Here is a 14,223-nt window from a genome sequence, read left to right on the forward strand (position 1 = left end):
TCATTCAAAACTATAATAGTTATCTTTTGAAATTTTATAAAAATATTATTATAAAAAACACCATACTATAATATTAAATTTTTATAATATTTATATAGACTTAGTAAAATTATTATAAAAAAATACACAGACTATAATACCTACTACTTTTAGTAAATATTATAAACTGTGTATTTATACTTCTAATTTATTTTATTTTTTATTAATCTATATTTACCATTCTAACATCCACATTTTCTTTTTTTAAATTTTCTAAAATGTCTTTTGGAATATTGCTGTCTGTAAATAAATAACTTATCTCACAAGCTTTAAACTGAGATACCACCCCACGTTCTGAAAACTTTGATGAATCAGTTAATATTATAATTTTTTCAGCACTTTCAGCCATAGCTTTAACTGTTTCTACACGCATTAAATTTTTACCTGTAAAGCCTATTTTAGGACTATAACCATCAATTCCAATAAATAATTTATCTACAAAAAAATCCTTTACACATTTTTTTGTAAGAGGTCCTACTGAAACTTGAGATTCTGTCTGATAGTCTCCCCCAAGTAATACTATCTTTGCACCTCCTTCTCTAATATAGTTAGCAATAAAAATAGAATTAGTAATTATAGTTACATCTTTTTTATTATAGGCAAGCTCTTCTGCAAGCAAAGCACAAGATGACCCTGACTCTATCATAACAGTTTCTCCATCACTAACAAGCTTACTTGCCAAATGTGCTATCTTTCGTTTTATATCATAATTAAAAGCTAATCTGCTTCTAATATCATCACTTGAACTTATAACAGCATATCCATGCTCACGCTTTAATAATCCCTTTTCTTCTAATATATCAAGATCCTTGCGTATAGTAACTTGAGATACATTTAAAAGCTCTGATAATCTACTAACTTCTATACGTTTATTTTTATTTACAATTTCAAGAAGTTTTGTATGCCTATCTACCATAGTAACTTCCTCCTATCTCTTAAGTATAATGGTAATTATAACATAAACTTTTTCTAAAATAAAACATTTATATTTCGAATAAAAGCAAATCCATCTAATAAGTATTATATTTTTATTTATATACTTTTAATTAATCACTTTTTATTTATTTGAAATTATTTTTAATTTCAAATGTAATATAATTATTTACATTTAAGTATCTTGATGTTATTATTAAACTATAAAGCAATTTATAGTTATTATCTTTAATAAATATCCCTTATATCCCTTCCAGTTTTGAAATTATTGTTAAACTATAAAGTTGCATTGTATAATATTAACTGGTTTAAATATATTAGTAAATTAAATAGTACTATATGGAGATGATTATATGAAAGATATAAAGGCATGTATTTTTAATATTCAAAGATATAGTATACACGATGGTCCTGGTATTAGAAGTGTTATATTTTTTAAAGGCTGTCCTTTAAAATGTTTATGGTGTTCAAATCCAGAATCCCAATATAATAAAATACAAATTATATGCGATAAAACTAAGTGCAAACAATGCCTTAATTGTATAAATGTATGTCCTAAAAACGCTATTTATTTAAACAACAATCATATAGAAATTAATTATAATAAATGTATTTCTTGTCTTAGCTGTAAAAATTTCTGCCCTAATAACGCTCTATCAGTGGAAGGAAACTTTTTAAGTATTTCTGAAGTTTTAAAAGAAGTTTTAAAAGATGAAGTATTTTATGAAGAGTCAAATGGTGGAGTTACTCTATCTGGAGGCGAAGTATTAATGCAGCATGAATTTGCATCAGAGCTTTTAAAATCTTTAAAAGAAAAAAACGTACACACAGCAGTTGAAACTACTGGATATGCTCCAAGTAAAATATTCTTAAAATTTATAGAAAATGTTGATTTACTATTATTTGACATGAAACATTATGATAGAGAAAAACACTTTAAAGCTACAAATGTTTATAATGACTTAATTATTGAAAATTTAAAAATTGCTATAAACATGGAAAAAGAAGTTATTATTCGTATACCTGTTATACCAAATATAAACTCTAGTTTAAAAGATGCTGAAGAATTTTGTAAATTACTTAAATCTATCAATGCTAAAAAAGTAAATCTTCTCCCATTTCATCAATTTGGGCAGAAAAAATATGAGTTTTTAAATAAAAAATATGCTTTTCAAAATATTCAGCAGCTTCATGAAGAAGATTTAATAGATTATAAAAATATCTTTCTAAAAAATGGATTTGATTGTTATTTTTAAATATTCATTTCTAAATTTTTCTTTAATAAAATAAAAAATATACAAAGGATCATATTGAAATTATATGATCCCTTTTTATCTTCTTTTATATATAACTCACCAACTAATTCAATCCTTGTTGGAGAAGATTAAACTTGAGGTACAGTAGCTAAACCAATTAGTTATTAAAATTTTCAATTCCATCTTGGAGAAGATTAAACTGCTAATGCAACAATAGACACCGCGAATATAAAAGAGTTTCAATTCCATCTTGGAGAAGATTAAACCCGGTAAGAAGTGCTAAGATAACTTTCCTGGAAACAGTTTCAATTCCATCTTGGAGAAGATTAAACAATCAGATAAAAATGTTGAAAAATATCTTAAGTCTATGTTTCAATTCCATCTTGGAGAAGATTAAACAGTCATTCCATTTTTTCTATCATCATCGTTGATAGTGTTTCAATTCCATCTTGGAGAAGATTAAACTGACTGTTTTTTTGATTTTATTTCCATTTTCTTTTAAGTTTCAATTCCATCTTGGAGAAGATTAAACGATTGACGTGATAAATTGGGCAGTAACAAACGACCTGTTTCAATTCCATCTTGGAGAAGATTAAACTAATTAAGGAGGAAAAATAAATGTTAAAACAGTTACTGTTTCAATTCCATCTTGGAGAAGATTAAACCTAAGGCTGATTTATTCGTTAGTTGTCACCTAAATGCGTTTCAATTCCATCTTGGAGAAGATTAAACTAATGCTATCTAATATGATTATTTCTGTAGTGGCAATGTTTCAATTCCATCTTGGAGAAGATTAAACATATACCATATTATTATTTTCCCCCCTTATACAGCATGTTTCAATTCCATCTTGGAGAAGATTAAACAATATTAAGCATTGAAATGCAAAATGCTTATACAGGTTTCAATTCCATCTTGGAGAAGATTAAACACATGAAGCAATTACACTCATTTGGTCACATTTTTTTGTTTCAATTCCATCTTGGAGAAGATTAAACTTCCTGCCTCCTGTCCTATGCTTGCAATACCAGTATGTTTCAATTCCATCTTGGAGAAGATTAAACATTACTAACTAATAATAACTATTAGCACCTTGTACAAGTTTCAATTCCATCTTGGAGAAGATTAAACGAGGGATTAGAAATTGAAGTTTGTGGTTGTTTCATAGTTTCAATTCCATCTTGGAGAAGATTAAACATCTTCTACTTTTCCGTTATAATATTCGATTTCTCTGGTTTCAATTCCATCTTGGAGAAGATTAAACTTCTACAAAACAGCTAAGTGGAAAGCAAAGAGAGAAGTTTCAATTCCATCTTGGAGAAGATTAAACACAATTCTATCAACAACTATCAACAAAGGGGATGTTAGTTTCAATTCCATCTTGGAGAAGATTAAACACTGCCTAAAATCTTAGATACTCTTAAGTGATTAAGAGTTTCAATTCCATCTTGGAGAAGATTAAACAAGTTGCCTGAATACTGTGAAAGATAATTTCCAATGTTTCAATTCCATCTTGGAGAAGATTAAACAGAAGCTATGAAGGCTTATACAAATAAACTGATGATGTTTCAATTCCATCTTGGAGAAGATTAAACCAACACAGCAGTAGTTGATTTTTATGTTTTGCCAAGGTTTCAATTCCATCTTGGAGAAGATTAAACTTATATTATGCTCAGAAATTATGAAAATATTCCAAGTTTCAATTCCATCTTGGAGAAGATTAAACACCGACGTAAAGCCGCTAAAATAAACACCTCCGAGTATTCATTTTATGTATATTTTCTGAAAGCTATGGTTGTTAAGAAAACTAGGGGGTGTTTATAAATTTATTTCATTATATATCCTATATTACCACATTATAGAGATATTGAAAATAAAAATTTATAATTTTTTTCATAATTAATTTTATATTCTATTCATACATTCGTCTATTAAATTCTATATTTCTCACAATAGTCTTTATGCGTATATTTCAATCATTTATTTTTATTTTCACATATTAATCTTAGATTTAGTTCCATTTGACCGTTATTTTTAATCCAATCCTATAAAATTAGAAGTTTTTTCTTCAGTTAATAAACCCCTTTCTGAATCATATTTACAGTCTACTATTATTACGTCAGAATTTTCATCATTTTTATTTGTTATTTTATCAAATATTAAATTATACCTAACATTTACTAATAAATCCTTTGCTTCAACCCATAATCCTTGTTCTTTTTTATTTTCATATTCATCATAATAATTTATAGGAAGGACTTCACAATTTCCGTCATTTTTATCAACTACATCTTCTACCCATTTTCTACTTACTCCTGCTGTAAAGTTCTTTTCAAAATTATTTATACCATAATTATTGAATCCCAAATTAAAATATTCCATTTCTTCTGTTGTATAACCATTACTATAAACTTTATTAGTAATATCTAATAATTCCATTTCGCTTACAGGATTAATTATGTTTTTTAATAATTCTATAGTTTTACCTACTCTCTCTTTAATATAAATATTGTGTGGTGATATTTGTTTACTCATAACATAAATAGATTCTGGTTTCCTATCTCCTTTTCTGTTAATTCTTCCAAATCTCTGAGCTAAAGCATCAATTGGTGCAGGTTCAGTAAACATAGCTTGATAATCTATATCTAAACTTACTTCTATAACTTGAGTAGCTATTACAATCTTAGGTTTTGATTGTCCATTTGAAATTAACATTTGCTCTTTATTTCTTCTATCTTTTTTATTAAATCTACTGTGCAAAAGCATAGGCTTATAATCGCTTAATATTTCATAAATTTTTTGTGCAGTTTTAACATGATTAGCTATAATTAAAACACTTTTATCATCATCAATTGTCTGAATTATCTTATCTAAATTGTCTATTAAATTTCCATCTAAAACTTCAACAATATGCCTTTTCCTATTTAAAATATATTGATCATGATTATATTCATCTTTAGTCATTTCTTCTTGATTATATTGTTTGGCAGGGCTTATTTCTATCATTTCTCCAAGTTTCTCTTTAATAAGACTTTTTAAAAAATCAGGGAAAGTTGCTGAAGCAAAAGCTAGTTTTGCACCTAAATTTTTTAAAAGTTTTGCTGTAGCAAGAGTAAGTCCTACAATTTGAGGCTGAAAAGCATGAATTTCATCATAAATAACTAAGCTATTTGAAAATTCTAAAAACAAAAATTCCCATCCAGTACCTTTTAACCCAAATCTAAGTAATTGATGTGGAGTACATATTCTTATAGGATAATAAATTTCCTTAGCAAGTGCAGCCATGTTTTGAGCTTCCTTTTGATTGTCAGCCAAACTATTTTTATCCTCCCCTTGTGAATTGTAAAGATAAGAAACTGAATTTGAATGTAAAATCCCTACGTAATTTTTATCAAAAATTTTGCTTAATCTTTCATGCATAGCATTTATTGAAGCTTGATAAGGAAGAACGTAAAAAAGTCTAGAATTTTCTTTTTGATTACTTTGAGCCCATAAAAGAACAGCCTCAGTTTTACCAGAGCCTGTTGGTGCAATAAGCATAATATCTTCATTACATTCTTTACATCTTCTTTGAAAATATCTTAAGGGATATTTAGAAATTACATATTCTTTCATATTAATCTGATCAATAGGTTCTTTATGAGCTGAAGCTAAATGATCTGCAGCTCTTAATATACCTCTTAACTTTGCTGCAAGCTTTTTATTTTCTAAATTAATCTTAACACATTGTCCATATCTCCATCCCAATTTTCCATTCAGCCAAACCATATTAATTCCTATGCCCTTATCTAATTTTATAGAATAGTTTATTTTTAATTTTGCATAGTCTATAAGCTTATCACACAGAAACTTAATTTCTTCACTATTTTCTTCGAACTGTTTTTTCATATCATTTAATATTTCATTATCTTCCAACTGATTTGATGGAAGTATTTTTTTACCTTCAGAATATAAAATATCCTTATGATGTGTTATAACAGCAAAAATTTGTTCATCTTTAATATTTAAATTACCTAAAAAAGCTGCTGATAATATTTCATGCCTAAGTCCACCCCAATTGGATCCATTTATCAATGCCTTTTGAAAACCAACTGCTCCCTTACCTATATCATGAAACAATAAAGGAAGAGAAGAAAGTTTTTTTAATTCTTCTCTTTCATTTTTGGAATAAGGAAGCATATCAATAATTTTTAAACCTGCATTATAAACCTTAATACTATGCTCAAAAAGTGTTTCTTTATCACTTTTGGCATAAAGAGTCATTATATCTCATCTCCTAATCTATGCATATATATTACTTCGTTATCTGAGTCAGGTAATTTATAAAGATTATTTCTCCTCACAAATACACCTTCTTCAGTTTGAGGTACAACTTGATATAAAATCATTTTATCTGGCTTTCTTAAATAGCCTAATTCATTATTATAAAAATAATCACAATATCTTATAACTCTGCCTCCAAATTGTTCACAAGGAAAAGGTATAAGAGTAGGTTTCATTTTACCTTCACAGGCTTCTTCAACTTCAATAATTTCTATATTACTAATCCATGCAACATCTTGAGACCTTCCAAGAGTAGGAACTCCTATAGGCCTTTCAAAAAATTTTTTAAGCTCTAAATTATCTAAATATATATCAAGTTTTGGATTGACATGAAACTCTCTAATTATAATACCTTTTTCAGGATTTCTCTTTAAAATTTCTTTTTTAGAATCCATAAATAATCTAGTTGTAGTTTCTAAATCTCTTCCTATACCATCATAACTGTATTTAAATCCTATTAATGTTTCATTCTTTTCTATTAAAGAACCTTTACAGCAGCTTATTAACCCAACAATATTAGAATATGATGGTACAGGTGCAGATATTGCTACACCTGTATTAATAAAAGGCATCTTAAATGTAGCAGTATAAGCCTGAAAGGTTATATGTAAAACCTTCATATAATCAACTCCTACTTATAACCTAATTCTCGTTCATTAAATTTTTTCACAGCATCAATTGGAGATGTTACAACTACTAAATCCTTAAATTCTTCATCACTTGAAATATCGTAAATTTCCTGCTCATTCTTAATATAGCCTTTTCTAATTCCTATATAAACATTTCCTGTAATTCTATCCTTATAATCCCTTAAAACTTCTTTGAAAGTTTCAGTTTTAAAAAGTAACTCTTTCTCTTCTATAAATAAACTATTAAAAATAGGATTCCCACAGTTTAAAGGTGCTAAAATAATTGCTTTTGGAGCTAAATCTGTTCCAAATGCAGCTTGCTTTGCCCCACCTCTTAATACACTTAAAGCTTTTAAAAGTTCACCAGCTCTCTTCTTTCTTTCTTCATTTAAATTCTTAAGAGCATATACCTTCCAATTTTTCTTTTCATCTTCAACTTTAATTTCTTCAATTAATCCATCTTTAATAAACTTTTCAACTTTATTTTCATCTAACTCAATTCTATCTCCACAGTTATTAAAAACGCCAAGTCTACCATAATCTAAACAAAAAATACCTTGAAGATCTGTAGTATAAAACATTGTACTATAAGGTTGTGGCGTACCTTCTTTTAAATGAACAAAACCTTCATCAACTGTCTTCCATCCTCTTTTCCTTAAAGATAGAAGTATAGATGCCATAAACGGTGAAGTTCTTATAAGAGCCCTAGTTTTTCCTGAAGTTTTTTTACCTTCTTCTTCAGTTTCCTTACCCTGTCCCCCTTTAGCTTCCATATATCCAAAAATATCATCTTCAACAAACTCAACCGGATTTAATTCTCCAGCAATTTTATTTGTATTACCTTTCTCATTAGCACCTATAGCCTTAAGCTCACTTTTATCCCAGCCTGTTTCCTCAATAAGTGTATTTCTAAGCCATCTTTTCCATGCTTGAGCTGATACATAAGGTGCTTTTTCCCCCTTATAAACAAGAGTTTTAGGAACTGTTACATTTCTGTCTTCACCATCTCCAAGCCCTGCTCCATTTAAAAAACTTCCATCTGCCTCAATTAAAAATGTACCTGCAATATGAGTAAATTCTTTCATGCTAATTTTCCCTCCTTAATATATTCACGATAAAGTTCTGCAAAAGCTAATCTTAATTGAAACATTAGCTCTTTAATATTTTTATTTCCTTCTTCATCAGTAATAAAATCAAGCCATCCATCATAATCCAATTTCAAAGTTTCACACTCATAAATATCAGCCAACTTTGAAAAGTTATCCTTAAGCCAATACTCATCAAAATTTTTAAAGTTATCAAGTATGTTCTTTTTAAATTTTTCAATTCCCTTATAAGCACCATTTTCTTTATCTAAAACATAATATTTAAAATATAACTCTGCAAAAGTTTTTATCTTTTTATGAGTATTTATAGATTTAACTTTATAGTCCAAACTATCTTCCTCCTCGGTAACCTCAAGAGTATCACTATTACATAAATAATACATAATCGTATCAAAACCTTCCTTATGATTTGTGTTTAAATATTTATCATTTCTATTAAAAAGTTCCAAATAATCAACGATGTTTGCATTTCCATTTAATATGAGATCAACCATAATACTTTTTGCAAGATTTTTATTTTCTGAGTAAGCAAACACATCACTTTTTTGTATTCTTGATAATTCTTTTTCTTCTTTCCCAGAAATCATTACCGCTGCAACCTTTTTAGCAAAATTTAAAGCTTTAGGAGTCTTACCCACAATATATTTTTGAAAATATTCATAAAATTCCGGTATAACTCCTTTATATTTTCCTTTAGGATATAACCCAATATAATCCCATCCGTAACTAATACAATCAAAAAGTGATCCATTCTTATCTTTAGAAATAAGTTTTAAAAACTCATTTCTAAAACTCTGAGATTTTCTCGAAACTTCCCAAATAAATTTTAAAGGTTTATTTGGAATTTCTATCATATCACAGTCTGCTCCTGTACCTGCATTTGAAAATAGCCAAAGATAAATAGCAACAGTTTCAGGTAAACTTTCCTGTTTTCTCACTTCTTGAAGCAATTCAAAATATTCTAATAATCTTAAATAAATTACACTACTTCCTTCTTTTTTACCATAAATTTCTTTATTACCTCCAGAAATCCTATCTAAATTTTCAGCCACGATTCCTTTAGTTAAATCAATCATTATACTTTCAGAAGTACTTTCAATACAGATTAATCTTCCTTTTATGAGCATTGTCCCAAGTGGTATATAATTAACTGCAAACAGACATTTAGGGCAAATATTTAGCATCCTTGAAGCAGAAGGTAATGCTTGAGCGTCATTTCCTATGCTGCCTATTAATGGAAAAAAATCTCTGCCAACATACTTTTTTCCATTAACTTTTATATTATGTTTTTTAGCAATTTCTCTCCATAATATGTCAATATCAAAATTATGTTTTTCGCCACAAATTTCACAAATCTCTCCAGTGTCTTTTTTCTTCATCTCAATTAAGAGTGCCTTTAAAAAATCTATATATATTTCTTTGTTTTTAGGTTTAAATGCATTTTGAAATAATGGACCATTAGTACCAAAAATCATAGTAAAACTCTTAGTTTCTTTATTTATAGTTGCTATATCATATTTATTAAATGCCTCTTCAATATCCTCAATTTTTAAATCCTCAAAACTTGACTTATCAGCTAATGCAGCTATAGTACAAAGTCCTGTATCAACAAAAGGATTCCCACTTCTTTTCAAATTCTCACTTCCTTTATTTTAAAATTTTAAATTAGCATTAAATTATATTTTCCCTTTAGGGTAATAAACCTCTACAAGTCCCATGCCAAGTGAAGATTTACTTCCAAATCCAGCTTCATATCCAATTTTAATAAGCTCTTCACTGCCTTTTATTTCAAATATAGGATTATATCCTTTTATAAAACTATTTTTAATATTAATTCTCTTTCCTTTTATACATTTATCCAAATTTACTATTTTCATTTCAAAATTTAAATCATTAGGTAAAGTATTTGTTAATGCAAAATACTTTCTTAAAAGATTATTTTTTATGTTCTCTATAAATTTTTCGTTTTCTGGTGATAAATAATATTGCTTAAATTCACCCTCTACTACAGTTCCAGTATTTACAGCAATAGGAGACAAGCAACGAAACATCATTTTGTTTTTAAACTGTGGTGATTTTAATACCTCCACATTTAAAACCTGAAATTCTCCTTCTGAAATATTTACTGTACATTCATTTAAAAGAGATTGAGCGAAATAAAGTATAAATTCATTTACAGGTGAACTTATATACCAAGTAATAATATCTTTAAACAAAATGTATGATTCTTTTATTTCATATTTATGACAAATTAATGTACTATAAGTAAATAATTTAAATTTTTTACCACCAGCACTATATCCTTCCTCATGAAGTGTATTAGCAAAGTCTATATTGCTCTTACTAATAAATTTATATATTAAAGATGTAATATAATAATTGTAATTTATATCAATAGCTTTATCATTTAAAAGCTCTAAGTTTACTTTCAGTCTCATTTAATCACTTCCTAATTTCAACCTTAGTTATAATAATTATAAATATGAAGATAATTATTACGAAAATTATACATTATATGGTATAATTTTGCAATATTTTATTTAATAAATATAAATAATAAATGATTTTAATTTTTGATGATTCCACTTGTTTTAAAAAACTTTCATGCTCCTCTAAAAAGATTAAACATGAAGAATTTAAAAAAATTCAATATTAGTTTCTTGAGTTTCAATTCCATCTTGGAGAAGATTAAACCTTGGCTTTTATTTATGAGCTTGACGATAAGGACGAAGTTTCAATTCCATCTTGGAGAAGATTAAACTTTACAGTGTACAGCATTTTAGCAGTCATTCTACTAAGTTTCAATTCCATCTTGGAGAAGATTAAACTAAAATTAAATCCTGATTTAACATACAATTCTCAATTGTTTCAATTCCATCTTGGAGAAGATTAAACGTGGGCTCTTGTGGCTTCTTCTCTTTCACTACTTCTACGTTTCAATTCCATCTTGGAGAAGATTAAACCGGGGTATGAAAAGTGTTATATAGCTTGTCTTATAGGGTTTCAATTCCATCTTGGAGAAGATTAAACTCCTTTCTTAAACAATTTACCCTATCAATTAAATTTGTTTCAATTCCATCTTGGAGAAGATTAAACCTCAAGTGGTGGTGGTACTGTAAGAACAACTACTCAAGTTTCAATTCCATCTTGGAGAAGATTAAACAGGAACTGTTTACCAAGCTACAAACTGGTATTGTTTGTTTCAATTCCATCTTGGAGAAGATTAAACGCTGTAGGATTGAAAAGTGCGAATTTATGCTTGATATGTTTCAATTCCATCTTGGAGAAGATTAAACATTCTAATTTCACTGATATTATGTTTTTTAGTAATAAGTTTCAATTCCATCTTGGAGAAGATTAAACTAACCTTAATAAGTGTTTCATAATTAATTGTTTTTTCGTTTCAATTCCATCTTGGAGAAGATTAAACGTAATTCCTCTACGCTTAGCGCTCTTAGCTTTGACAGGTTTCAATTCCATCTTGGAGAAGATTAAACCAGATACAGTAAAAAGAAATGGAGTAAGTATTTAGAGTTTCAATTCCATCTTGGAGAAGATTAAACTGTTGTTCAAATGTTTTACGATATGTTTCACTATAAAAGTTTCAATTCCATCTTGGAGAAGATTAAACATAGTACTCTATTCGCAATCTCAATTTGATTTTTTTCGTTTCAATTCCATCTTGGAGAAGATTAAACTAAATTAAGCATATAAATATGCTTAATAAAAATAAGTTTCAATTCCATCTTGGAGAAGATTAAACGCTTATGTGATGCATGCCATAATAAAATGCATGATGTTTCAATTCCATCTTGGAGAAGATTAAACCCTTCGGATCTATATCTAGATTAGTAGTAATGATTAAGTTTCAATTCCATCTTGGAGAAGATTAAACTATACAAGCCCCTACTGGTGGTAATCCATCACTTATGTTTCAATTCCATCTTGGAGAAGATTAAACTCTTACCCATGCCCTAAATTCTTTAGCTTTTTCAGTTTGTTTCAATTCCATCTTGGAGAAGATTAAACTTTATTTAGCACTTCCTCAAATCTTTTCTTAATTGCGTTTCAATTCCATCTTGGAGAAGATTAAACCTGAAAGCAATAAGGTGTTGAATCTATGCTATGTAAGTTTCAATTCCATCTTGGAGAAGATTAAACATAATAGTAATTGAAAGGTTATCAATATGATAACTAAGTTTCAATTCCATCTTGGAGAAGATTAAACTCAATGCAGAATATGAAATAATGTTTAACATACTTAGTTTCAATTCCATCTTGGAGAAGATTAAACGCGTAGATTTAAGTGTAATACAAGCTACTATGCAAAGTTTCAATTCCATCTTGGAGAAGATTAAACCCGCAGTGGCTTAAGACATTAATTCATAATTATAAAAGTTTCAATTCCATCTTGGAGAAGATTAAACTAAGTACATATTCTAAGATAGAAAGTAACCAGCAACAGTTTCAATTCCATCTTGGAGAAGATTAAACACCGACGTAAAGTCGCTAAAATAAACACCTCCGAGTATTCATTTTATGTATATTTTCTGAAAGCTCTAATTATTAAGAAAACTAGGGGGTGTTTATAAATTTATTTCATTATATATCCTATATTACCAAATTGTATTTAAATTTACAAGTGATAAAAGAACAATTTATGATATTATCTAAATTAAATAAAATTTATTACTGGATTTTTCTCTTTACCTATAACATTTTTAGATATCCATTTTTTATCTCGTGATGTAAAAATAATTACAGAATCTTCTGTTTCATCTATTATTTTTTTAAGCTCATTTTTTATTTTTACAAGTTGGGATTGTGTAAGCTCTCCTTCAAATACAGAATTTTGTATCCAATTTAAGTAGCCTCTCATTAATTTTAAAACTTTACTAACTCTCTTCTCTCCGATATCATAAACTAATAATACATACATAACTACCACCAAACTTTAAACCCTTCATAATTTTCTAAACCTGTAATGTGTTTTATTATTTTATATAATTCAAGCCTTACAAGGCTTTTGTAACTTACATTTTTTTCAAGTTTTTTATGTGTTATTGTTGAATTCATTTTATTATCAAATTCCATAACAAATTTCTTTTTCCCCTCTTCAGTTAAATAACAGTAGTTAAGTTCATTTAAAAAATCATTTTCTTTTAGCATTCCTTCATTTACCATTTTAAAAATAATTCTATCTACTATAATAGGTTTAAAAATTTCACTTATATCAAGACTTAATGAAAATCTTCTCTCTGAAGGTTCATGAAGGTAACTTATAGTAGGATTAAGTTGAGTATTATAAATTTCACTTAGGACAGCACTATACATCATGGAATTTCCGAAGGATATAAGAGCATTCATTGGATTATCCGGTGGCCTTTTAACTCTACTTTTAAAATCTAAACGGTTATTTATAATTGTTTCAAAAGTTCCATAATATATATTTCTTATACTCCCTTCAATTCCCATGATAGTTCCTATATCAAAAGCCTTTAAAAGTTCTAATCTCATATTATCAATTTTAACAATAGCTTCATTTAACTCTGGATGCTTAATAGCATAATGCTTTAAATTTTTTATTATATTATAACTTGCTGAATAAATAAGTTCTCTTGCTATATAAACTCTCTTTTCATAATCTATATAATGCTTTGCTTGATTTATCAAAATATATCCTGAATTTAGTCTTTCTCTTGGATAAAAAGTACCTGTATAATATCCATAATAATTAAACATATGAATTGGAATATTACTTTGCCCAAGAAAATTAATACATTTTGTGTTTAAATCAACTTCTCCATAAAGATATATACTTTCAATATCATTAATAGGAAGTACCTTTTTCCTCTGTTCCATTTCAAAGAATACTGTATTATCTTTCCTTCTTAATCTTCCATCCTTAAAAACATAATAATTTTGTTTCATATACCC

9 protein-coding genes and 2 CRISPR repeat arrays are annotated in these 14,223 nt (G+C 27.7%); of the genes, 1 reads left to right on the forward strand and 8 read right to left on the reverse strand.

The features are described 5' to 3' along the window. Positions 1–202 precede the first annotated feature (202 nt). Complete coding sequence (locus tag EGD97_RS06940) at positions 203–955, reverse strand: DeoR/GlpR family DNA-binding transcription regulator (RefSeq protein ID WP_127836875.1); 753 nt, start codon at positions 953–955, stop codon at positions 203–205. 370 nt (positions 956–1,325) lie between these two features. Between EGD97_RS06940 and EGD97_RS06945 the strand changes: the two genes are divergently transcribed. Next, positions 1,326–2,228 carry a glycyl-radical enzyme activating protein gene (locus EGD97_RS06945; protein WP_127836876.1) on the forward strand — a complete coding sequence of 301 codons (903 nt, stop codon included), beginning with the start codon at positions 1,326–1,328 and terminating at the stop codon, positions 2,226–2,228. Between the two features lie 170 nt (positions 2,229–2,398). Next, positions 2,399–3,954: a CRISPR direct-repeat array (repeat unit 30 nt; unit sequence GTTTCAATTCCATCTTGGAGAAGATTAAAC). Between the two features lie 308 nt (positions 3,955–4,262). On the opposite strand, the gene cas3 is transcribed toward EGD97_RS06945, so the two are convergent. The 7 genes from cas3 to cas1b all read right to left on the reverse strand — a co-directional run bounded on the left by cas3 (position 4,263) and on the right by cas1b (position 14,217). Then, positions 4,263–6,491, reverse strand: a complete 2,229-nt coding sequence (cas3, locus tag EGD97_RS06950; protein ID WP_127836877.1) for a CRISPR-associated helicase Cas3' — start codon at positions 6,489–6,491, stop codon at positions 4,263–4,265. Further along, entirely contained in the window at positions 6,491–7,171 is a 681-nt protein-coding gene (locus tag EGD97_RS06955) for a hypothetical protein (RefSeq protein ID WP_127836878.1), read from the reverse strand. The genes cas3 and EGD97_RS06955 overlap by 1 nt, the downstream gene beginning before the upstream one ends. Positions 7,172–7,182: 11 nt before the next feature. Continuing rightward, positions 7,183–8,265: a type I-B CRISPR-associated protein Cas7/Cst2/DevR gene (cas7i, locus tag EGD97_RS06960; RefSeq protein ID WP_127836879.1), complete on the reverse strand. Its 1,083-nt coding sequence runs from the start codon at positions 8,263–8,265 to the stop codon at positions 7,183–7,185. After that, the gene (locus EGD97_RS06965; RefSeq protein ID WP_127836880.1) at positions 8,262–9,920 is read right to left on the reverse strand and encodes a Cas8a1 family CRISPR/Cas system-associated protein; all 1,659 of its coding nucleotides are present in this window, start codon (positions 9,918–9,920) and stop codon (positions 8,262–8,264) included. Before EGD97_RS06965 ends, cas7i begins: the two co-directional genes overlap by 4 nt. A 42-nt stretch (positions 9,921–9,962) precedes the next feature. Then, on the reverse strand, positions 9,963–10,724 hold the full coding sequence (gene cas6 / locus EGD97_RS06970) for a CRISPR-associated endoribonuclease Cas6 (protein WP_127836881.1): 762 nt from the start codon (positions 10,722–10,724) through the stop codon (positions 9,963–9,965). Positions 10,725–10,950: 226 nt separating this feature from the next. Beyond that, a CRISPR array of direct repeats spans positions 10,951–12,780; the repeat unit is 30 nt; unit sequence GTTTCAATTCCATCTTGGAGAAGATTAAAC. A gap of 181 nt (positions 12,781–12,961) precedes the next feature. After that, on the reverse strand, positions 12,962–13,225 hold the full coding sequence (cas2, locus tag EGD97_RS06975; RefSeq protein WP_127836882.1) for a CRISPR-associated endonuclease Cas2: 264 nt from the start codon (positions 13,223–13,225) through the stop codon (positions 12,962–12,964). Between the two features lie 2 nt (positions 13,226–13,227). Then, complete coding sequence (cas1b, locus tag EGD97_RS06980) at positions 13,228–14,217, reverse strand: type I-B CRISPR-associated endonuclease Cas1b (protein WP_127836883.1); 990 nt, start codon at positions 14,215–14,217, stop codon at positions 13,228–13,230. Positions 14,218–14,223: the final 6 nt, after the last annotated feature.

This window comes from Clostridium prolinivorans, from assembly GCF_004011155.1.
Taxonomy (GTDB): Bacteria; Bacillota; Clostridia; order Clostridiales; family Clostridiaceae; genus Clostridium_AT; species Clostridium_AT prolinivorans.

Bases quoted from the DNA above. Each gene is read 5' to 3' on its own strand.
- EGD97_RS06940 (WP_127836875.1), bottom strand. From the start codon at position 955: ATGGTAGATAGGCATACAAAACTTCTTGAAATTGTAAATAAAAATAAA.
- cas3 (WP_127836877.1), bottom strand. From the start codon at position 6,491: ATGACTCTTTATGCCAAAAGTGATAAAGAAACACTTTTTGAGCATAGT.
- cas1b (WP_127836883.1), bottom strand. From the start codon at position 14,217: ATGAAACAAAATTATTATGTTTTTAAGGATGGAAGATTAAGAAGGAAA.
- cas2 (WP_127836882.1), bottom strand. From the start codon at position 13,225: ATGTATGTATTATTAGTTTATGATATCGGAGAGAAGAGAGTTAGTAAA.
- cas6 (WP_127836881.1), bottom strand. From the start codon at position 10,724: ATGAGACTGAAAGTAAACTTAGAGCTTTTAAATGATAAAGCTATTGAT.
- EGD97_RS06945 (WP_127836876.1), top strand. From the start codon at position 1,326: ATGAAAGATATAAAGGCATGTATTTTTAATATTCAAAGATATAGTATA.
- EGD97_RS06955 (WP_127836878.1), bottom strand. From the start codon at position 7,171: ATGAAGGTTTTACATATAACCTTTCAGGCTTATACTGCTACATTTAAG.
- cas7i (WP_127836879.1), bottom strand. From the start codon at position 8,265: ATGAAAGAATTTACTCATATTGCAGGTACATTTTTAATTGAGGCAGAT.